The organism is candidate division KSB1 bacterium (assembly GCA_034506335.1).
Taxonomy (GTDB): domain Bacteria; phylum Zhuqueibacterota; class Zhuqueibacteria; order JANLFK01; family Oleimicrobiaceae; genus Oleimicrobium.
On record JAPDPR010000018.1, the window covers coordinates 24,360 to 44,435 of the forward strand.

Genomic DNA, 20,076 nt, shown 5'->3' on the forward strand with positions numbered 1-20,076 from the left:
TGCCGGGCCAGGGCAGTAGGCGATGCTCCCGGCAGGAAATGGGAACACATGCAAGCCAAAGATGGCCGATGGCCTCGGGTTTTCCAGGGCCCCTTCAGCTATCATCAGCGCTGCACCTCCCTGTTCGCCCTCTGGTGCACCCTCCTCGGCAGGCTGAAAGATGAACTTCACTGTGCCCGGGAGCTTGGCCTTCATGCGAGTCAGCACCTCCGCCACACCCAAAAGGATGGCCATGTGCGCGTCGTGACCGCAGGCGTGCATGACACCGACTTCTTGCCCCCGATAGGTGGTCCGCACGCGCGACGCGAAGGGCAAATCGAGCTCCTCGGTAACCGGGAGAGCATCCATGTCGGCGCGCAGCGCTACCACCGGCTGAGCTTTGGCACCACGTAGGAGGCCGATGACACCAGTGTGCGCCACTCCGGTGCGCACCTCCAGGCCCATCCGCCGCAGTTCCTCGGCGATGATGCCTGCAGTGCGAAACTCCCGATTTGAAAGCTCGGGGTTTTGGTGGAAATCTCTTCGCCACGCCACCACCTTTGTCTCCACTTGGGGCGCAAGTCGGTCGATTTCCTGGGCCAGTCGGCTCGCCCCTTGCCCTGACTGCTTGCCGTTTGCGCCCCCGGCGAACGCCATAATCAAGACCGCCACGGCCATGAAGGCCAATACACAGTGGTTTCCCAACGCAATAGCCATAACCACGCGCCTCCCTTGCCATTCCAAGCAAACCCCATACCGATTATCTCACTGGTACGAGACCTCCCAAAGACCCAGGTCCTGCAATCGTCCCAACCTCCTCGCACCCGGTGGAGGAGCTCCACGTTCACAAAGCTCATGAACCTTGCGCCTTTGCTCTTTTGAGCGGCTGCACAGTCCATCCGGCTTCAGCCAGTGCAGGCCTTGTCTTCGACCAAGAGCTATGCCAATCCTTTGCTCCATGCCCCCTTTATCGCCCGTCCCCATAAACGCAGGAGCCGCACGACAGTGAAGTGCTCTATTCGTCTTCACCAGTGCCAAGGCCCTCTCCGCTCCCTTGCTACTGCTGAATCGCATTGCGCACAAACGAAGCCAAGTCCTCTTTCAGCGCCACCAGCGACGGCTTGTGAATGTACATCATGTGGCCCGCTTCATAGCAGCGCACGGTGATGTTGCCGCGCAGAGACGGATCAAGCTCCATGTGCTCGACGGTGTACTTGGCGGCAAAGTAGGGAGTAGCCAGGTCATAGAGGCCGCATGCGACAAAAACCCGGAGATACGGGTTCATACTCATGGCCTTGCGCAGGGTCTCGGCTACGTTGAGGTAGCGGTTCTGGTAGGGAGCATAGTTCCAAGGGCTCACCCGTCCGGTGAGAATCTCATAGGGCAAGTCGCTTTCGAACTTGAGTTCTCTTCGCACATAGTCATTGAGCGTGGCCGTAAACGGCCCCTGGATCGCCGCATAACTGGGGTCGAACTCGTAGCGCTCCCCAGCCGCATCGCGGTCGATACCCTTGAAGCGGCTGTCCAGCCTGCCCACGGTGCGCCGCTCGAGGCGCAGGAGTTCCTTGACAAAACGAGCCATCGCAATACGCAGGTTACTCTGGCGAACATAGACCTCTGACAGACCGGTGAGCATGGCCACACTGTCAGCGACAGCACCTGTTTCGGCTTCGGTAAGCGCATCTCCCTTCATCAATGCCGTAGCATACGTTCCCATGGCAAATCCTTCTGCCCGTCGCAATGCCACCACCAGGTCACTTTGCAGCTCGGGTGGTAAGCGTCGATGGTACCAGGCGGTAGCAGTGTAAGAAGGCAAGAAAAGAATGTACGGCAAGTCATTGCCCACAGCAAAGTTGGCTGTCTGGAAATTAAGAATGGCCGAGATGAGCATTATGCCGTTCAGGTACATGCCGTGGCGTTCTTGCAGATGTCCGGCCAGTGCCGCAGCGCGAGTGGTGCCGTAGCTCTCGCCTATCAAGAATTTGGGCGAAGCCCAACGCATGAAGCGGGTGGTGTAGAGTCGAATAAACTCTCCAACCCAGACCACATCTTCATCGACGCCGTGGAATTGACGGGGGTCCTCGCCAGGCACAGCCCTGCTATAGCCCGTAGTCACTGGGTCTATGAAGACCAAATCGGTTACATCCAGCAAGGAGTACTCGTTGTTCACCAAGCGGTACGGGGGAGGCGGTGGGTTCCCCTCGTCGTCTAGGAGCACGCGGCGCGGACCCAAGAGCCCCAGGTGGAGCCACACCGAGGACGAACCAGGGCCGCCATTGAATGAGAACGTGAGGGGTCTCGTCCTGGGGTCAGTCACTCCCTGCTTCTCATAGGCGATGAAAAAGATCGATGCCTTTGGCTTGCCATCCTCCTCCTTGAGCAACAGGGTACCCGCCGTGGCGCGATAGACGATTTCCTCCCCCGCAATCCGCACCCGATGGGTAGTTACCCTCAGCTCCTCCTTTGGCTCCTTGGAGGACCGCTCGGCGCGCGCGCTATCTGCAACAGTTCCTCCCTGCTGGCCATAAGCACTAATTGCGCCCGCAACCAGCAGGACAGCGGCCCGGATACTTAACCACCCGGCCATTCCTGCTTCCCTCCTCGTCTTGGTCCACCTGCACTAGGCACGCTGAAAAATGGAGCTCTCTTTCCCGAAGATCTTTGCACACAACCACAGGCTACCCATCGCAATGGCAGCCATCACCGCGTACACTGTGGTGAGTAGAACAGGGGAGGCTCTCCCCGCCAGCACGGCTTTTGTGGCCAAGGTAACATTCAGTACCGGTATCATGGCCGTTACCAGGTTGAGCTGAAGGACCGGCAGAGTACCGATTATCCCGGGCAGGAATACGACCATCAGTAGGGGCGAAACATAACTTTGCGCCTCCTTGTACGAACGAGCAACAATGGAGACGGAGAGCAACAACCCGGCGAAGAAAACTGCCAACGGCACGAGCAGCGACAGGACTATGAGAATCGCGTGAGGTTCCACGATGACTAACAAGGCTCTCATGAACTCAGGAGGTAGACCTCGAAATTGCTGCAGACCGATATAGAGTCCCACCATTGAAAGTCCTGCTGCAACAAGTCCCACCATCACCACCACCAAAAACTTGCCGAGGAGAATCTCAAAACGTCCGGCCGGCGTAGTGAGCAGGGTCTCCAAGGTGCCTCGCTCCTTTTCCCCCGCCGCAAGGTCAATGGCCGGGTACATGCAGCCAGTGAAACAGAATATGATGAATAGATAGGGCAGAAAGCCACCGATAGTCTCTGCGATTTTTGCCCTCGGCGTAGCAATATTGTGCTCCTGGACCACAATTGTCTGGTGCACGGTGGGCCCCAAACCCAACCTCGCGAAACGCGCTGCCCTGAGCGTGTCGCCGTACTCGTCGAGTATCGCAAGCATCCTGGTCACCTCTGCGGCGCGGCGCTCGGTTGCACGATAGTACAGGTCCACTTGACCAGCAGAGAGCGTGCGTATACGCTCCTCAAAGTCGTTGGCGATCACGACAAGGGCGTCGAGTTCGCCCCTCTCTATGCGCTGCATTCCGTCATCAAAGTCCCCGACAGCACAAGGGGTCACATCCGCACGCTGCGCCAGCCATTTGGCAAAATCGTCGGCGCCTCCCTGTGGCATGACCGCCACGCGAAGCGTGCGCTCCTGCGCGGTGCGTATTCGCGTCACCGTGAACCTTGCCATGCCGCCTACCAGCAGCGGGAAAACCAAGAGCGGGATCGCCACCATCGTGACGAGTGTCCGCCGGTCCCGAAGTGTCTCTATCAGTTCCTTCTTGAAGACAATCAGCGCCGTGCTCATGCGCCCGCCTCCTGCACTATTCGAACAAACTCATCCTCGAGGGTCTTGGCACGCATGTTCGTCACGAGGTCCTGGTAGGTGCCCAGAAAACAGATCCTGCCCCGGTGCAGAATAGCGACATCGTCCGCCAACAAACTCACCTCGCCCATGATATGCGTCGAGAAAAGCACCGTTTTGCCCGCCTGACGGCAGTCGCGAATCAACTGGATGATGTGGCGGGCGGCAATGACATCCAGCCCCTGCGTGGGCTCATCGAACACCACCACCTCCGGGTCGTGGATGATGGTGCGAGCAATCGAAACTCTCTGGCGCATGCCACTTGACAACTTGCCGATGCGGCGGTTGGCAAACTCACTGATGCCCAGGAGCTCAAAGAGCTCGTTCCGGCGCCTTTTGAACAATTCTTCGTCCATGCCGTAGAGGTCGGCATAGTAACGCATCAGCTCATTGGGGGTTAGACGCTCGTATGGGCGGGTGGTGCCGGTCAGAAAGCCGATCCGTCGGCGCACTTCCTGCGGCCGCTCGGTCACGTCCATACCCAAGACGGAGATTTGGCCTGCGGTTGGGCGCATGAGTGTCGCCACCATGCGCAGTGCGGTCGTCTTGCCGGCCCCATTCGGTCCCAGCAAAGTGAACACGCGGCCGGGCCTGCACGTGAAGCTGACCCCAGCGACCGCATGCAACACGCGCTCCTCCGCCTCAAGCCCCAGTTCGCTCCGCTGGCGGGCGGAAAGGGGAAACGTCTTCCACACATCTTTGAACTCAATCACCGCAGCAGGCCCCTCCTGATTTGGTCACCGAACCACGCACTGCTCTCGTCGGGTCCCTCACAGTTGTGCACGCACCTAGGGAACCACACTTTGCAACTCCTTCCCAAGAAAGAGCACCCATACCCCACCTGCCGTTGGGCGCCCGGCACCTCCCACCTACTGCCTCCCTTCTCCTCATGAACACCGTGCGCTATGCGGGTCTTGGCACCCCCAAAACCTCGAGTCACTGCCTGCCCCTACCTTTAAGGCCGGATTCCATCACAGCTTGAGACAGCGACGTGTACCGCCAGAAATCATCGAATCTCATTCGGGCTTCGTCCCAGCCAGAGGTCTTCTGCCCAGAGCGGCGTTATCCTTGCGCCCTGTAACCCATACCGCAAACGAGGACCCTCGCCGAATGTGGACATCGAGACCGCGTGCGGCCAGGTTGTCGGCGATGCTCGTGGCCGGCAGAAAACGACTGCGCATCCTCATCAGCCTCTCTACCCACACTAGCACTTTGACAACCGACCTTGCTATGTCCGGTTCTTCCACTACGACACGGCCACCTGAAGCTAACACTGTGACCAACTCTGCGATAGTCTCCTCCTGGCGGGGAAAGTGGTGAAGGGCATCCACTACCAACGCACAGGCAAATGACGCAGGTCGAAACGGAAGATGAGCCGCATCCGCTGCCACACGGTAGACCTTGGGGACCAGTTTCCCCTTCCTCAGCATGGCAAGTGAGAGGTCGACGACCACGATCTTCTCGGCTTCCTTGCAGAAGTGGCGCGAAATCCGCCCTGTACCACCGCCGAGATCGAGGAGGGCGCCCCGGCAAGGCAAGCCTAGGAGCCCACGGAGTGTTTCCAGGTCCGCCACCGGGATCAGCCGGTCGTAGACCGGGGCGAGTAACGAGAAAATGTCCACCGGCTCCTCCTATCACTCGCAACGAAGGCGCTCTATACCCGCCGCTTGAACCCCTCGCCAAGCACTTCGTGCACGTTGTTGATGATCATGAAGCAATGCGGATCGATAGCTTTCACCAACTCTATGAGCTGATTTATTTCCTTCCGGCTGACGACGGTGTAAAGGATCTCTCTGTCCTGACCAGTGTAAAGCCCACGCCCCTTGAGGGCAGTGGCACCACGGCTGAGGTCATTCATGATCGCCTCTGCCACCTGGTCGCTCTTGTTGGACACGATCAGAGCCGATCGCGCATAGTCCATGCCATCGAGGATGACGTCGATCAGCCGACTGGATACGAACAGCAAGAAAAAGGCATAGAGCGTGAGCACCAGGACAGGCTTGGTTACCGCAAGACCGCGCCAATGGATGACAGCTCCGGCCAAGCTAATCACCGCGAAGTCGATAAGCATGATCGCCTGTCCTGGCTTCACTCCATGGTTTTTTTGGAGAACGGCGGCTACGATGTCTGAGCCGGCAGTACTCCCTTTAAACTTGAAAATGATCCCCAAGCCGATGCCTAACAGCACCCCACCACACAGGACCAAAAACAGAAAGTCGTGTTCCTGAAGAGAGCGAATCGCAGCGGATTGCTGCAGGCGGAGCCCCCCAAGACCAGGAATTGCACCTCGAACAAAGTCGATGAACAGCGAGTTGGTGGTAAAGCCGTAAAAGGTTCTGGCGCCAAATTGTGGCCCAAGCTGTCGTACGCCCCAGATATAGAGGGGCACATTCAGCACCCACATCAGCGCACCCACGGGGATTGCCCCGCCGGAAAGGTAGTGGATGGTCATCGATAGGCCGCTTACTCCCCCCGGAACCACGTGGGCATCGACAAGAAAAACGCCGATGCCCAAAGCCATGATAAATGACCCCACAGTGATCCAGAGATAATCGCGCAATGCCCGAAGGCGCAGCCACGTGCCTCTGCGAAGTGTCGTGTTCATGTTCCGGTCCACCCTTGGCCTTCTACACACAGGATTCTCTTGCTTCCTGTGCCGGTTCCTCCGGCGCTGCGCCAGGTTCCTCTGCGCGGGCGCTGCGGTGCACCCTGCGTAGGAGGACGTACCCCACCGCAAAGGAAAGGATGAGAGCCGCAATCCCTACCAGCACCAACGGCGGCGTTTCCTTGTAGTCGATGACGATCACTTTCCGCGCTAAAGCAATCATGGCCACCAAGAAAACTACCTCCACACATAGCCGCGCGTGCCGCAAATAGGCGCGCACCGTGGCCAACAGCTCAAGGCCGATGAGAATCATCAGGAAGAACCCGAACACTTCCAGCATTTCGGTAATGTCCAGCAAGAGCACTGGCGGGCGGAGCAACTCCTTAACCAAGACCACAGCCAGCTCCACGGTGGCGGCCGCAATGGCCACCGTCATCATTACGACCACGGCCAAGGTTACCCACCGCTCGTAAAGATTGAGGAATTTGGTCATTAGTAGCACCTCACTCAATTTGCGCTGCCCCATTTTAGCTTGCTGGTGAAAATACCAAAGACGGCAGCAAAACGCAAATGCTTTTTGTGCAAAAAGGGCCGCACTTGACCCGTGCGGCCCCTGGTGTTTTCCCCAAGAAACAAGGAGTCCTTGGTCCAAGAACTCACGCTTTTTCGACGCGAATCTTGTATCCGGCGATTCTCACCTCTTCGGCGCGGCAGCTGCACTCGGCGGCCCCAGGAGGTTTGGGTTTCTTGGAGGTATTGAAACATTGCATAATAGCCTCCTCCTCACTGCGCGCCACGCGCAGATTCCAGCATGGGGAATCGCCCAAATAGTAGACCATGTACAGTTTGAGCTCGTCCATTCAACCCTCCTGGTCACACCTTCTCGCCTGCTGCCACTCGCTTGCGATAGTCGTCAATTGCGGCCTTGAGTGCGTCTTCGGCGAGCACCGAACAGTGCATCTTCACTTTCGGCAGCCCACCCAATGCCTCGGCTACGGTCTTGTTCGTAATGGCTAATGCCTCCTCGATGGTTTTCCCCTTGACCATTTCGGTAACCATGGAGCTGGTCGCTATGGCGGCGCCGCAGCCAAATGTCTTGAACTTGGCATCTACGATGCGGTTGTCTTCCACGCGGATGGTAAGCTTCATCACATCGCCACAGGCGGGATTTCCCACCACACCGACGCCGTTGGCATTTTCCACCACCCCCACGTTGCGAGGGTGCTCGTAGTGGTCCATCACCTTTTCTGAGTACTCACTGGTTATGTCACTCATGGGGCCCCTCTCCTTCCTTCAGGTTCAGTGCCGATGCTTGCCCCAGCTGAGGGATTCTATGTCCACCCCCTCTTTGGCCATTTCGTACAGCGGGCTCATCTCTCTAAGCTTGGCAACGCTGGTCTTGAGCCGCTCCACCAAAAGGTCCACATGTTCGGGGGTGTTGCTCCTGCCCAGTCCGAAGCGCAGCGAACAATGGGCCAATGACTCCGGCACCCCGATGGCTCGCAGCACATACGAGGACTGCAAGGAGGCGGAGGTGCACGCCGACCCCGTCGATAGCGCAAACTCCTTGAGGGCCAGGATAAGCGATTCCCCCTCCACGAAGGCAAAACTGTAGTTGAGGTTGTTTGGCAGGCGCTGCGTCGGGTGACCATTCAGCTTCACGTGCTCCACAGAGGACTCGATCCCTTTGCGCAGGCGCTCGCGCAACTGGAGAAGACGGGCTGCCTCCGCCTCCAAATCGCGCTTGCCAATCTCTGCAGCTTTGCCCAGACCCACGATGCCAGGCACGTTCAAAGTGCCAGAGCGGTAACCCCGCTCATGCCCACCTCCGTCCATTTGCGCCACCAGTTTTACTCCCTTGCGCACGTAGAGAGCACCCACTCCCTTGGGCCCGTAGATTTTGTGCCCGGAGATGGAGAGCAAGTCGATGTGTTCCCTCTGCACATCGACCGGGACGCGCGCCAGCGCTTGGACCGCATCTGAATGGAAAAGGATGCCGCGCTCTTTTGTCATCTCACCAATGGCGGCAATGGGTTGCACCGTACCGATCTCGCTGTTGGCGTACTGAATGCTGACCAGGATCGTCGATTCGTCCAGGAGGTCACGGAGTGCATCAAGCACCACTACACCGTGCTCGTCAATCGGTGCGAAAACAACCTCAAACCCCTCCTTCTGCAGCTTCTTGGCCGTGTCCAACACGGCCTTGTGCTCTGTGGCGATGGTGATAATGCGCGTGCCCTTACCCTTGAGCTGGTGGGCTACCCCTTTGAGCGCCAAGTTATCTGACTCCGTGGCGCCGCTGGTGAAGATTATCTCTTCAGGCGAAGCGGCGCCCACGAGCGCCGCCACCTGCTCGCGCGCCCTCTCCACTGCCCTCCGCGCAGCCGTGCCATACACGTGGGTCGTACTCGATGGGTTCCCAAACTCCTCAGTCAGATATGGCATCATCGCGTCCAACACCTCGGGCAACAGCGGCGTGGTCGCATGATGGTCCATGTAGATCGGTTTCATAACCTTTCACCTCGTGACAGTTGTAATCTATGCGAAGCTAATGAGACTGCAAAGAGCCCTGCAGCCATCAATTCAGGAGCTCCCGCAGGGTCTTCAGATTCTCGGCAAAATCCTTCTCCCCTCCCGGCGTCTCTAACAGCATGGGTAGATGCTGTAGACGCTTCTCCCGAAGTAGAATCCGGAATCCTTCAAGCCCGATTTCTCCCTTGCCGATGTGCTCGTGGCGGTCGATGCGAGTCCCCAGACCTTTCCGCGAATCGTTCAAATGCATCACGCGAAGGTGCTCCAGGCCTATGATCCGGTGAAATGTCTCCAAAGTCTTGTCTAGTCCCTCGGCGGAGCGAAGTTCATAGCCTGCGGCGAACGCATGACACGTGTCCAGGCACACGCCCACGCGCGAACGGGGACTGGTCATCTCCATCAGGGAGGCGAGTTGCTCAAATGTATAGCCCAATACAGAGCCTTGCCCCGCCGTGGTTTCGTACAGCACCACTACGCGCTGCGTACCACTGGCGCCCAGCGCCTCGCTCACCCCCTGGGCGATGCGGCGTAAGCCTTTTTCTTCGCCCTCTCCCATGTGCGCGCCAGGGTGCATGACCAAGTAGGGCGCCCCTATCTGCTCGGCCCGTATCAGTTCACTGACCAAACCTTCCAACGAACGCCTCCGCGTGGCCTCATCCGGGCTGGCCAGATTGATCAGATATGAGTCGTGAACAACCACGCACGCCAATCCCGAACGCGCAAACTCTTCTTTGAAGGCCGCTATTTCCTCCTCGCTGAGCGGTGGGGCCTTCCACTGCACCTGGTTCTTAGTAAAAATCTGAATAGCGTCGCAACCGATTGCCACGCCTCGCGCGGGGGCCTTGTGGAGCCCCCCGGCGATAGACACATGCGCCCCCAGCAGAGGTCCCTTTCTGTCCGTTCTCATTCCCGCATTCCCCTACGCCTCGATCGTGATAGCGGCGGCACGGATGGCGGTGACCGTCCCTGCAATACTGGCGTGAACCCGCGCGGAAACAGAGCCCGGCAGCGCATCCGCTATCAGCTCCCCAGTGTTCACCTTCTGTCCCACCTTGACCACCGGCTGAGCCAGGGCCCCAGCCCCCTGCGAGAGGGGGATGACCACTTTCGGCACAGAGACGCGCTCATGGCGCATCGGTGCCGGTCGGCGGTAGCGCTCCAGAGCTAACCGGCGAATCAATGTATCTACCGGCACACGCCTAGTCTCCCGACTGCTCCGCGGTGCGAGCGCAGACCTGGAATGCGGGGGCTTCAGGCCTCTCGCCCGCAGCTGCTTTTTCAGCTCGGCGTTGTATCGGTCCGGCGAAAGCCCCATGGGGCACGCAAAGAGCCCACTACAGAGCCCACACTCACAGCAGAAGAATGCACCAGCTGTTGCTTCCGCAGGGACCGTGGAGGCATAACCTACACCTTGCATGATGCGGTGCGGGAAAAGATCGTGGCCGAGAAGGTAGCGGGGGCAGTACTGGGTGCAGAACGAACATTGTTCGCAGACCGATTTGGCGCGTGCGAGGGAATCGGCGAGTGGGGTCTTCTTGCTGAGGACGACAGGGTGGTCGGTGGGCAGCACATAGAGGCCCGTGGTGGTCTTGGCGATGCCCTCATCTGGTTGGATAAGACGCCCCATCATGGGGCCGCCGGCGATCACCGCATAGTTCTGGCAGGTCGGTCCCCCACAAAGTTCCACTGCGGTCGCCACGGGCGTGCCAATGGGCAACCGCAGCGTCTGCGGACGCCGGACCTCGCCCACCACCGTGACAAAACGGTCCACTACGGGTTGGCCTTGGGCCGCATCCGCCACGTGCACAAGCGTGTGCACATTCTGCACCACTGCGCCCACCTGAATGGGGAGCCCGCCGGGCGGTACCACTCGGCCCAGTACCTCATAGACAAGCACATGTTCGTCACCGGCGGGGTAGTGGTCCTGGAGGGTGTGGATGCGGATAGATTTTGCTGCACGCGAAAGAGCGTGTTCCAGCGCGGCGATGGCCTTCGCGTACTTTGCCTTGACCGCCACAATCCCTTGTTTTGCCCCGGTGGCGGTCATAGCCAGCGCCAAGCCGGCTATGACGCGGTCGGCCAATTCAGCCATGAGTTGCTGGTCGCACTGCAACAGAGGTTCGCACTCGGCGCCATTTGCGATGACTACCTCGCATTGGGCGCCCAACTTGACGTGCGTGGGGAAGCCAGCACCTCCGGCCCCCACCACGCCCGCCATACGCACCTGTTCGACCAGCGACTGGCTCATTGTGACAGCGCCGCCCTGGCCCAGAGCATGTGCGAGCCAGGGCACGCCCGATTATCCCAAATACGGGCGGAGCTTTTCGCTGCGCGAAATATGGCGCAAGCGACGCAGCGCCCGGTCCTTGATCTGCCTAATCCGCTCCCGGCTGAGGTTCATAACCTCGCCAATCTCACCCAACGTGAGCGGGCGGTACTGACCGATACCGAAGAACAGCCGTAACACCTCGGCCTCCCTCTTGTCCAACGAGTTGAGGGCGTTTTCAATCTCTTCCCGCAGCGACTCGTTCACGAGTGGCGAGTCCGGCTCCGGCAAGTCCTTGTCTGGCAATCGGTCCACAACCCTGATGTCGTCATCACCCCAACTGACGCTGTCCTCCAGGGACACGTCACGTCCCCACAACCGCATGTTCCTCAACAAGGTGGAAGAATCGGTCTTGAGCTCCGAGGCAATCTCCTCGATGCTGGGGTCCCGACCCAGGTCTTGCTCCAGAGCAGTTGAGGCTTTCAAAACTTTGTTCCTCGTCCACACCTGGTTGATGGGTAGCCGTACCAGGCGGCCGTAATTGGCAATGGCCTGCAAAATGGACTGCCTGATCCACCAGACGGCATAGGAGATGAACTTGATCCCGCGGGTGGAGTCAAAACGCCGCGCTGCCTCCATGAGGCCAAGGTTACCCTCATTGATAAGATCGGTGATGGGCAACCCTTGGTCCTGGTACTCCTTGGCCACCATGACCACGAAACGGAGGTTTGCCTCCACCAAGCGCTGCAGGGCACGATCGTCGCCGCGCTTGGCCCTCTCTGAAAGCTCAACCTCTTCTTCTACCGACAGTAGCGGTATTTTGCTAATTTCAGCAAGGTACGCCCGAAGCTGGGGATCTTCTTTTTGGAGTTGGCTTATCCTTCCCACAACAACCCCCTCCTCGCTTCACATGCTCTACTATTCGCTCGTAAAGTCAATCTTCGTTCCGCCGTACTACGCTGCTTCGATGACCGCTGAACGCGACTTTTCTGCGGTCCTGGCACCTGGCTCCAGTTCCTGCTGGGCCGGGAACGTGGCATTCAGCAGGCCCAGCTGGCGTTCTTTGGCCTCAGCCAACGCCCGAAAGATGCCCTTGAAATCGGGCTCCAGCAGACGCAGTATGACATCGTTGTAGAAATCGACACAGAGATTCAGGTTGCTCAGTGCAGTCTGGAGCGCTTGCTGGCGCTCACGAGGAGCAGTGACAACCACTTCCAACTTTCTCTTCTTGTTCAAGTTAAGGTAAAGGAGCCTCTTGCCGGATATCTGCCTATACTTTTCCAACAAGTCGCGTACTGTCGCCCGCGCCTCAGCGCCGAAGCGCCGAAAGACATCTCGCATGGTCTCATCAGTAGCTGCTCTCGCAGAGTCGGAGAAAAACTGCGCCATGTCCGTCTCGGCCTGAATTGCCAGTTTCAACGAATCCAACACTCCGATTGGACCCAACTTCATTTCATTCACCTCCAACGCCTAGAATCCATCTATTAGACTCATCGCTCGCCCATAAGATTCACCAAGCCAGCACTTTCAACGCACCTAAGCCTGTTCGAGTTCCAACCGCCGGGGCGTTCAGTCTGTTCATTGAACAACATGTCGTGCGATTGGTTCCCCTGCGCGCTACATTTTGCGGCGAACACCAGGAACTTTCACCCGGCTCATTGCGCGGCACTACGCAGGCGCGGCAGAACATAGGGACCTTCCGGGATCACGGCTATCTGCGCCTGGCTCCCATGGCGACGAAGCGCCGCCTCGAGGGCCTCCTCTACGGTGCCAAAAGCTTTGATCAGGGGACAGCGGTTGTCGGGCGCAGTAAGGGTAGGCGACACTACCAACACCTCCGCATTCCGCATAGCCTGAGCGAATTTCTGCAGCTGCCACTGATCTGGAACAAAGTAGTCGGTCTCCAGAATCCGCCGGAGGAACGCCTCCCCATCGTCAGTCTGCTTGCACAGGGCGGCGAAATGAGGGCTTCCGAGGCCTTCGCGACACTCCGCCGCAAGAATAATCGTCCCTCCACGCTTTACCACTGGGCTCGCGGCGGTGACTCCTTTCACTGCTTGGTAAAAGGTCGCGTCCAGCGGCGCGCCACCGGAGGTCGTCACTACGACGTCCGCGGGAGCTGGTACGTCATCAGTGACAACCTCCCTCACAAACTCCACCGCTTCAGCATGGGCTTCCACCAAGCCTCCGCAGAAGATACCAGTCAGCCGCCTCGCCTCGTCCAGCGCCACATTCACCGAAAAGTCAACCCCGACTCTCTGAGCTATCTCCAACGCCTCCTGGTGAAAGGGATTGCCATCGATTACCCCCTCGCGGCACAAGGGATGGGCCATCATTCGTGCGCCGTGGACCACCCGCATGGTTCGATCGCCAGCTATACCCGGCACTATCAGTTTTCGCCCTCCGGAGAACCCCGCCATGAGGTGCGGTTCCACAAAGCCGACGATCACTTTCAGATCACTGCGCACATAACGGGCGTCAACCCAGATTTCCGTCCCCCCAACTGTCCTTCCAAGGTACTCGTGCTCCTCCTCTGCGCTCGAATTGTGATTTACCACCCGATAGGAGCAAGCCACTGCATCGCCTACCAGCTCTTTCAGCTCCGCGCCGGTTACCGGACGGTGCGTCCCCGTGGCGATGAGCACGGTGATCTTTTCCCGCGGCACCCCGGCCTCTTCGATGGCCTGCAATATGGGCGGCAGAAGGAGCTTGTTGGGCACCGGGCGGGTGACGTCACAAATGACTACGCAGGCGGATTTCTTCCCCTTGCTCAGTTCCGATAATGAGCCGGCCGATATCGGATTGGCAAGCCCCTCCTTGAGCACCGTAATTGGGTCCGCAAGTGGAGGCACCGGCTTTGTACGGGCCACTTTGATGAGGTTGGAGGCCGGAACGCGTGCCAGCAGTCCTTCCCTGCCGTAATGCAGTCTGATCTCCTCAGTGCCCTTCAATGAACGCTCCGCTCGCGGACGATGCGTTCGAAATAGCCGCTCTCACGATAGGCCTGCAGCGGATCAGCCGGCAGGCCACGTTCGATCCTTGCATGTGCCAGCAATGGCCTGACGTCGGTCTCAAAGGCCTCTCTAAGTATCATTTCGGCAGCAACCACGTCAGACTTGAGTTGCGCCTCGACCAACGCCTGGCGGTCCACCAACAACGCCTTGCAGTACGTGGCTTGCACTTGCATCAGCGACTGGATCATCGCCTCAATTTTCGGCTTGATCGCATGACTTTGATCGATCATGTAAGCCACCGCCTGGGTCCCCCCCTTTTTCACTTCTTCTTTGACCAGTTCATTGAAGATCAAGAATAGTTCGTAAGGGGAATGAGAGCCGACTGTCATGTCATCATCCGCGTACTTCTTGCTGTTGAAATGAAAGCCCCCGAGCCGCCCCTCTTCCAGCAACATCGCCACGATGTACTCGATGTTGGTACCTAACGGATGATGACCAAGGTCAACCAGCACTTTGGCGCGCGGTCCCAGCTTGGTGGCCAATATGTAAGCGGCGCCCCAATCAGCTACGTCCGTGTGATAAAAGGCCGGCTCGAAAAACTTGTACTCGATGGCCATGGTCATGGTGTCAGGCATGGCGTCATACACTTCGCGCAGACACTCTTCCAACCAGCGCTTGCGCTGGCGAAAATCTCCCTGGCCAGGGTAATTGGTGCCGTCGGCAAACCAGGGCGTGAACAAGGTGGAGCCAACTTCCTGCGCGATCTTGATGCACTCCTTCATGTGGGCTACGGCCTTCCGTCGCACCGCAGGCGAGACGTTGGTCACGCTGCCGAACTTGTACTCATCGTCCTCAAAGAGATTCGGGTTCACAGCCCCAATTGCGATTCCCAAAGAGCGAGCATGCGCTGCAAGTGCAGCGAAATCGTCCACCTGGTCCCAGGGGATATGGATGGCGACGCGCGGCGCGATGCCGGTGAGGCGATGCACCTCGGCGGCGTCCTGGAGCTTCTCGTAAATGGTGCGTGGCACACCAGGCTGGCGAAAGACCTTAAAACGCGTACCACTGTCCGCATAGCCCCAGGAAGGTGTCTCCACACAGAGAGCCATGGCCTTAGCTTCTACGCTCTCCACGTCGACGCCGCGGTCGCGGAGGCGCTCCGTTACACAACGATAACTGCGCTCGTCAAAGCCAGCGTGCATATTTACCTCCAAGCGCCTAAGTTGCGGAGGTGATATCCGAAGGCAGGAAAAAGCCGCGACAATTCTACAGTCCGTCGCGGCTCGGTGCCTCCCCTCGGCTCCAGCACCTAATGGTCTCAGGGGAACTCCCATTACTCTACAGGCCATCAAGCGATGGCCTGCAGAGTAATGCCCAGACTATGGCAGAGAGTGGGACGACTTGTCATGGACTTCGGTTTGGCGTAATTATACGACATTTTTTTTCAAATAGCAAGAGAAAAATCGTGTTTTTTTCACGCTCAGTGCCGGTAGTCCCTTGGGAAGCGCGGTGACATCGGGCCCCCCAGAAAATCTCCCTGGGTGGCCGTCGCAGCTCACTTAGCCATCTCCTAGGGTGGCCTGTCAGCCTCGCCACATATAGCATTCGCATCTTTCACATGTAACACGAGCAACCTGTCCCTGGAGGAGCCATGTCAAGCACTCGTGCAGTGACCGAAAAGGTCTCCCCGAACTCGCTTAGACCGCCCGTGATGACGGCCTGCGCCCCCCGGTGGTGGGGGATCTCCAGGATGCTGGCCCCAGACAAAAGGCCGCTGGTGCCCGACTTGTGCTCCTCCCTGAGCCCGATTGGCGACAGGCCTCCGTAGGCTTCCAACGATCTGCGCTTGCGCAAAACGGTGGTCAAGGGCTCGGCACCAACACCCGAGTTGGGGAACGCCAGGTTCGCCTGACTCGGTACCCCCACCACCCCTCGCTTTGAAAACCCGCTCCCACTTCTCCGGGTGCCGCCGGATACCGGCGAGAACCAGCTTCTCATCGTTGACCCGCTGATCTGTTTCGCCGGCTCGGCCAGTTCGGTCAGAAGGCGCCGCCGGCTCTGCGCACTTCTGCCTGAAAGCCACCTACCTGCTGCACGTGCCACCCGACACCAACAGACAGTAGTCGCTTCCACCTGCATGATCGGTGATAGGAAAGCGAGCCGCCACGGGGGCGCCTCTTTTATGGCGGAAGGGGTCGCGCGTTGAATCCCTCTGCCTTGCCTGCCGCCGGCGACCATGACGCCCAGATTTTGCTTTCCTGCCCCTGTGATGACAAGGCAACATGGCCCATCAACTAGGCTCGTCTTGCCCACGGTGGAGCCGAACATAGAGACTTGCTCAATCTCAGATGTCTCCCCCGCCGGCCATGGCATAGCATTGTCGAGACCCCCGATATTCAATACGCCAAAAGATGCGAGGTAGCTCTTCCCCAGTAGTTAAGGTGAGACTGGGCGTCACCGCCACCTGAGGGTGTCCTCACTGCCGCTGACGATAGAGCTAACCCAATAGTGCCCGTCCAGGCTTTACGGCAGAGGGGGCATAGACAATCAGTTCCCACTTCCTTCCGCGCACGTCGATTAGGACCGCGCCCTACCTCTCCCCAGGAGCTGCAAAGACAATGACGCCCGGCTTTTCCTCGCATCCTGCAGAATCACGCCTATTTGCGGGGCTTGCCGAACCCCCTGTTGACTCTCCTGTAGAACTCTCTCTGCAATCTGGGTGCGGTCTGGTCCTGCTTTACGGCCCGCAGCATGCGGACGAACTGCAGGACGTATTCTTGCAGGAGTGCTTCGCCAAGAGAGCCACTTGCTGGCCGGGCATCACCGGCGTAGTGATGTGGGAATCGGGCGTACCACCAGATCCCGGTGAACGTGTCGCTGAGATGCTCTAAGCGCCGAAGGTCCTTGCCAGATTCCAACTCAGCGCACTCATGGCGCACCAGTTCCGGACGATGGGCCATGAGCAGAGAGGTCTCAAGTTCGCCGGCGTGGAAATCGAACTCGGTCCGGCGCTTGGCGCTCATCGCCTTGCCCCGTTCAGGAGGGTCTGAGGGGAGGAACAGGTAGACCACATAGTCATGTTCCTGGGCCAGTTGGGCCTGGCAAAAAAACTTCAGGAAGGCATTATTGCCGCCGTGTCCGTTGAGAAGAACAATTTTTCGGAAGCCATTGCGCGCCAGCTCATCACAAGTTTCCTGGAGTGCTTCCCAAATCAGCCGGGCGCTATAGGCGATAGTCCCTGGCTGGTGTTTGGCCTCAAAGATCTGCCCGAAATAGAAAGGCGGAAAGACGACCACGTACTCCTGCTGCGCCGCGCGTAAGGCGATCTCCCGTGCGTTGAGCAGGTCTGTGCCAAGGGGGAGATGGGGACCATGTTTCTCCAAGACGCCGCAAGCCACCACACAGGTGCGACGCGATTGTTCAAGCGCCTGCGCCAAATCTCTCGCGGTCAACTCCTCAAGCTGCGTTAACAGTGGTCTGAGCACTTCTACCTCCTGGTTCCCTTCTGCATCTCATGCGCGCCCTCTCCGAAGGCTGACGGAAGGAATTATTCTCGGTGCGTATCTGGGAGCTGCTTCATCGGTGGCCATCCGAACTCACACGGAAGCCCATCTCCGGCTCGAACTGATCGTCTTGTGCCTGTCTCCCGGGTTACGGGGCGCACTTTTTCAGGCCTGTTCTTCTGCACCGCTCCCTGAGAACACGAAAGGCCCACCACAACTGTGAGCCTCTCTTCGCTACAACAACACATGAACTAACGGACCGAGCACCTGACGCTCGGCCCTATGCGTCCGTTTGGGTCAGTACCCTGAAGCTGTCCACCCAGGGGTGAGCGACTTTTCCCCGTTGGTGCGCCCACAAGGAATCGAACCTTGAACCTACTGATTAAGAGTCAGTTGCTCTGCCAGTTGAGCTATGGGCGCGGTATGGGCCCGACTGTAGGCCGGGCCAAACTGACGGCTGCAAATATACGAACTTCGCTTGTCTCTGTCAAGTTGTTTTATGCCCGAGGCACACCTCCAGACGCGAAGGGTCTGTCCTGGAGGAGGGGAGAACTAGCGCTCCACGCGCGCGCCGCCCCCAGCCATCAGCTTTTCCACCTCCTTGAGAGTGGCCATAGAGGTGTCACCGGGCGTGGTCATTGCCAACGCACCATGGGCGGCACCGTACTCCACTGCCTTCTGGGGGTCACCGGTAGTCATCAGCCCATAGATCAGTCCGGATGCAAAGCTATCGCCCCCACCCACTCTGTCCAGGATTTCCAGGTTCGGACGTGGGGTTGCTTCATAGAATGCACCCTCAGCCCAACACACTGCGCCCCAGTCATTGATCGTGGCCGTCTTCACTGCGCGCAGGGTGGTGGCTACCACCCTAAAATTCGGGTACTCCTTGACCACCCTCTCAATCATGCGCTTGAAATTCTTCACATCGAGGGCGGAGTATGTTTGGTCGACGCCCTCCACTTCAAAACCCAATGCCGCGGTAAAGTCCTCTTCGTTGCCAATCATCACATCCACCAGTGGCGCTAGGCTTCGGTTCACCTGCCGGGCCCGCTCTTGGCCGCCGATAGCTTTCCACAGGGAGGGACGGTAGTTCAGGTCATAGGAAATCACCGTCCCATAGTGGCGGGCGGCGTTCATGGCTTCCATGATCACCTCGGGTGTGGTCTCGGAGAGGGCGGCAAAAATGCCTCCCGTATGAAACCAGCGCACCCCTCGCTTGCCAAAGATCTCATCCCAGTCAAAGTCGCCTTTCTTCAATTGGGAAGCGGCTGTATTGCCCCGGTCGGAGACCCCCACCGCGCCACGTACCCCAAAACCGCGTTCGGTGAAATTGAGCCCGTTGCGCACTGTCCGGCCGATGCCATCATATGGCACCCATTTGATGAGCGACGTGTCCACACCACCCTGCAAAATCAGGTCCTCGATGAGTCTTCCCACCCCGTTATCGGCAAAGGCGGTGGCCACAGCGGTACGCATCCCAAAACACCGACGCAGTCCGCGAGCCACGTTGTATTCACCGCCGCCCTCCCACACCCGGAACCATCGCGTCGTGTGAATACGCCCCTCTCCTGGGTCAAGGCGCAGCATCACTTCACCCAGTGCCAACAAGTCAAACTCACACTCTTCCCGAGGTCGAAGCTTCAAGTCCATCGCCTGTTACCTCCACGACTACTACCTTTCCATCCACCTCTACTCCGCCGGTGTGTCGGCCCAGTTTGTCACCCGATTGCTGGGATTCCTGCGCGCCGACAAATCCGCAAAAGTCGACACAGGTCACCGCCAAGCCGCAAAGCCCACAGCATTTTCAAACTCCCAACGCGCCGGGGCGGAAATTGTTCCCGGCCCACCACAACAACTTGCACCTTTCGACGGCCCCATACCTCCATCAACCATGGTGCGGTCCGCGAAAAGACATGGGAGCAACATCCTGTGTCCCGCTTATGCCGCGCCCGCGAAGCTGCGCCGACGGACGATTCGGGTTGATTCACGAGTCTGGCCGGCGGTGTCAGGCAATATGCCGCTCAATTTCGCTCTTCAGGACCTCGTATGGCAGTGCCCCGGAGTGCCGCATAAGGACGTCCCCCTTACGAACGAGCATGAGTGTGGGAACGCTGGTCACCTGGTAGTCGGCCGCCACCTGTGGTTTTCTGTCCACGTTCACCTTCACGGTGAGCAGCCTCCCTTTGAACTCGGCCGCGATACGCTCCACCACCGGGCCCATCATGCGGCAAGGGCCACACCATTCTGCATAGAAGTCGACGAGCACCGGCAACTCTGAGGTGTGCAAGAGTGCCTGCAAAGACATGGGACGCGCCGCATCAGCCATGATCTACACTCTCCACTTTAACTGCGCCCACTGGCGG

20 protein-coding genes and 1 tRNA gene are annotated in these 20,076 nt (G+C 58.7%); all 21 read right to left on the reverse strand.

The features are described 5' to 3' along the window. Positions 1 to 696, reverse strand: a 696-nt coding sequence (locus ONB25_07295) for an amidohydrolase (GenBank protein MDZ7392679.1), incomplete at its 3' end; no start/stop codon positions are given. A 340-nt stretch (positions 697 to 1,036) separates the two neighbouring features. Continuing rightward, complete coding sequence (locus tag ONB25_07300; protein ID MDZ7392680.1) at positions 1,037 to 2,566, reverse strand: peptidase S10; 1,530 nt, start codon at positions 2,564 to 2,566, stop codon at positions 1,037 to 1,039. A 33-nt stretch (positions 2,567 to 2,599) separates the two neighbouring features. Beyond that, entirely contained in the window at positions 2,600 to 3,796 is a 1,197-nt protein-coding gene (locus ONB25_07305; GenBank protein ID MDZ7392681.1) for an ABC transporter permease, read from the reverse strand. Beyond that, a complete protein-coding gene (locus ONB25_07310; protein ID MDZ7392682.1) occupies positions 3,793 to 4,566 on the reverse strand; it encodes an ATP-binding cassette domain-containing protein in 774 nt (257 codons plus the stop codon). The genes ONB25_07305 and ONB25_07310 overlap by 4 nt, the downstream gene beginning before the upstream one ends. A 303-nt stretch (positions 4,567 to 4,869) precedes the next feature. Beyond that, positions 4,870 to 5,475, reverse strand: coding sequence for a class I SAM-dependent methyltransferase (locus ONB25_07315; protein MDZ7392683.1), 606 nt, complete (start codon positions 5,473 to 5,475; stop codon positions 4,870 to 4,872). 32 nt (positions 5,476 to 5,507) lie between these two features. Then, on the reverse strand, positions 5,508 to 6,458 hold the full coding sequence (locus ONB25_07320; protein ID MDZ7392684.1) for a YitT family protein: 951 nt from the start codon (positions 6,456 to 6,458) through the stop codon (positions 5,508 to 5,510). 22 nt (positions 6,459 to 6,480) lie between these two features. After that, on the reverse strand, positions 6,481 to 6,951 hold the full coding sequence (locus ONB25_07325; GenBank protein MDZ7392685.1) for a phosphate-starvation-inducible PsiE family protein: 471 nt from the start codon (positions 6,949 to 6,951) through the stop codon (positions 6,481 to 6,483). Positions 6,952 to 7,114: 163 nt separating this feature from the next. After that, positions 7,115 to 7,318 (reverse strand): hypothetical protein, encoded by a 204-nt coding sequence (locus tag ONB25_07330; GenBank protein ID MDZ7392686.1) that lies wholly within the window; start codon positions 7,316 to 7,318, stop codon positions 7,115 to 7,117. A gap of 13 nt (positions 7,319 to 7,331) precedes the next feature. Continuing rightward, positions 7,332 to 7,733 carry a Fe-S cluster assembly scaffold protein NifU gene (gene nifU / locus ONB25_07335; GenBank protein ID MDZ7392687.1) on the reverse strand — a complete coding sequence of 134 codons (402 nt, stop codon included), beginning with the start codon at positions 7,731 to 7,733 and terminating at the stop codon, positions 7,332 to 7,334. A 24-nt stretch (positions 7,734 to 7,757) separates the two neighbouring features. Further along, on the reverse strand, positions 7,758 to 8,969 hold the full coding sequence (locus ONB25_07340) for an IscS subfamily cysteine desulfurase (GenBank protein ID MDZ7392688.1): 1,212 nt from the start codon (positions 8,967 to 8,969) through the stop codon (positions 7,758 to 7,760). Between the two features lie 67 nt (positions 8,970 to 9,036). Further along, positions 9,037 to 9,897 carry a deoxyribonuclease IV gene (locus tag ONB25_07345; protein MDZ7392689.1) on the reverse strand — a complete coding sequence of 287 codons (861 nt, stop codon included), beginning with the start codon at positions 9,895 to 9,897 and terminating at the stop codon, positions 9,037 to 9,039. A 12-nt stretch (positions 9,898 to 9,909) separates the two neighbouring features. Further along, positions 9,910 to 11,238, reverse strand: a complete 1,329-nt coding sequence (locus ONB25_07350; GenBank protein MDZ7392690.1) for an SLBB domain-containing protein — start codon at positions 11,236 to 11,238, stop codon at positions 9,910 to 9,912. A 51-nt stretch (positions 11,239 to 11,289) separates the two neighbouring features. Next, positions 11,290 to 12,144 carry an RNA polymerase sigma factor RpoD/SigA gene (locus ONB25_07355; protein ID MDZ7392691.1) on the reverse strand — a complete coding sequence of 285 codons (855 nt, stop codon included), beginning with the start codon at positions 12,142 to 12,144 and terminating at the stop codon, positions 11,290 to 11,292. Between the two features lie 66 nt (positions 12,145 to 12,210). Next, the gene (locus tag ONB25_07360; protein ID MDZ7392692.1) at positions 12,211 to 12,708 is read right to left on the reverse strand and encodes a hypothetical protein; all 498 of its coding nucleotides are present in this window, start codon (positions 12,706 to 12,708) and stop codon (positions 12,211 to 12,213) included. Positions 12,709 to 12,911: 203 nt separating this feature from the next. Continuing rightward, entirely contained in the window at positions 12,912 to 14,207 is a 1,296-nt protein-coding gene (gene larA / locus ONB25_07365; protein MDZ7392693.1) for a nickel-dependent lactate racemase, read from the reverse strand. Beyond that, positions 14,204 to 15,412 carry an L-rhamnose isomerase gene (rhaI, locus tag ONB25_07370; protein ID MDZ7392694.1) on the reverse strand — a complete coding sequence of 403 codons (1,209 nt, stop codon included), beginning with the start codon at positions 15,410 to 15,412 and terminating at the stop codon, positions 14,204 to 14,206. Before rhaI ends, larA begins: the two co-directional genes overlap by 4 nt. Before the next feature lie 412 nt (positions 15,413 to 15,824). Then, positions 15,825 to 16,208, reverse strand: coding sequence for a hypothetical protein (locus ONB25_07375; GenBank protein ID MDZ7392695.1), 384 nt, complete (start codon positions 16,206 to 16,208; stop codon positions 15,825 to 15,827). A gap of 659 nt (positions 16,209 to 16,867) precedes the next feature. Continuing rightward, complete coding sequence (locus ONB25_07380; GenBank protein ID MDZ7392696.1) at positions 16,868 to 17,695, reverse strand: creatininase family protein; 828 nt, start codon at positions 17,693 to 17,695, stop codon at positions 16,868 to 16,870. A gap of 362 nt (positions 17,696 to 18,057) precedes the next feature. After that, positions 18,058 to 18,133 (reverse strand) — tRNA-Lys (locus ONB25_07385). Between the two features lie 132 nt (positions 18,134 to 18,265). After that, entirely contained in the window at positions 18,266 to 19,363 is a 1,098-nt protein-coding gene (locus ONB25_07390) for a sugar kinase (GenBank protein MDZ7392697.1), read from the reverse strand. 355 nt (positions 19,364 to 19,718) lie between these two features. Beyond that, on the reverse strand, positions 19,719 to 20,039 hold the full coding sequence (trxA, locus tag ONB25_07395; protein ID MDZ7392698.1) for a thioredoxin: 321 nt from the start codon (positions 20,037 to 20,039) through the stop codon (positions 19,719 to 19,721). Between the last annotated feature and the right edge of the window lie 37 nt (positions 20,040 to 20,076).

Excerpts from the sequence above, each read along its gene's own strand:
- ONB25_07320 (MDZ7392684.1), bottom strand. The coding sequence starts at position 6,458 with ATGAACACGACACTTCGCAGAGGCACGTGGCTGCGCCTTCGGGCATTG.
- ONB25_07350 (MDZ7392690.1), bottom strand. The coding sequence starts at position 11,238 with ATGAGCCAGTCGCTGGTCGAACAGGTGCGTATGGCGGGCGTGGTGGGG.
- ONB25_07330 (MDZ7392686.1), bottom strand. The coding sequence starts at position 7,318 with ATGGACGAGCTCAAACTGTACATGGTCTACTATTTGGGCGATTCCCCA.
- trxA (MDZ7392698.1), bottom strand. The coding sequence starts at position 20,039 with ATGGCTGATGCGGCGCGTCCCATGTCTTTGCAGGCACTCTTGCACACC.
- ONB25_07360 (MDZ7392692.1), bottom strand. The coding sequence starts at position 12,708 with ATGAAGTTGGGTCCAATCGGAGTGTTGGATTCGTTGAAACTGGCAATT.
- ONB25_07305 (MDZ7392681.1), bottom strand. The coding sequence starts at position 3,796 with ATGAGCACGGCGCTGATTGTCTTCAAGAAGGAACTGATAGAGACACTT.
- rhaI (MDZ7392694.1), bottom strand. The coding sequence starts at position 15,412 with ATGCACGCTGGCTTTGACGAGCGCAGTTATCGTTGTGTAACGGAGCGC.
- ONB25_07340 (MDZ7392688.1), bottom strand. The coding sequence starts at position 8,969 with ATGAAACCGATCTACATGGACCATCATGCGACCACGCCGCTGTTGCCC.
- ONB25_07345 (MDZ7392689.1), bottom strand. The coding sequence starts at position 9,897 with ATGAGAACGGACAGAAAGGGACCTCTGCTGGGGGCGCATGTGTCTATC.
- ONB25_07325 (MDZ7392685.1), bottom strand. The coding sequence starts at position 6,951 with ATGACCAAATTCCTCAATCTTTACGAGCGGTGGGTAACCTTGGCCGTG.
- nifU (MDZ7392687.1), bottom strand. The coding sequence starts at position 7,733 with ATGAGTGACATAACCAGTGAGTACTCAGAAAAGGTGATGGACCACTAC.
- ONB25_07375 (MDZ7392695.1), bottom strand. The coding sequence starts at position 16,208 with ATGAGAAGCTGGTTCTCGCCGGTATCCGGCGGCACCCGGAGAAGTGGG.
- ONB25_07300 (MDZ7392680.1), bottom strand. The coding sequence starts at position 2,566 with ATGGCCGGGTGGTTAAGTATCCGGGCCGCTGTCCTGCTGGTTGCGGGC.
- ONB25_07390 (MDZ7392697.1), bottom strand. The coding sequence starts at position 19,363 with ATGGACTTGAAGCTTCGACCTCGGGAAGAGTGTGAGTTTGACTTGTTG.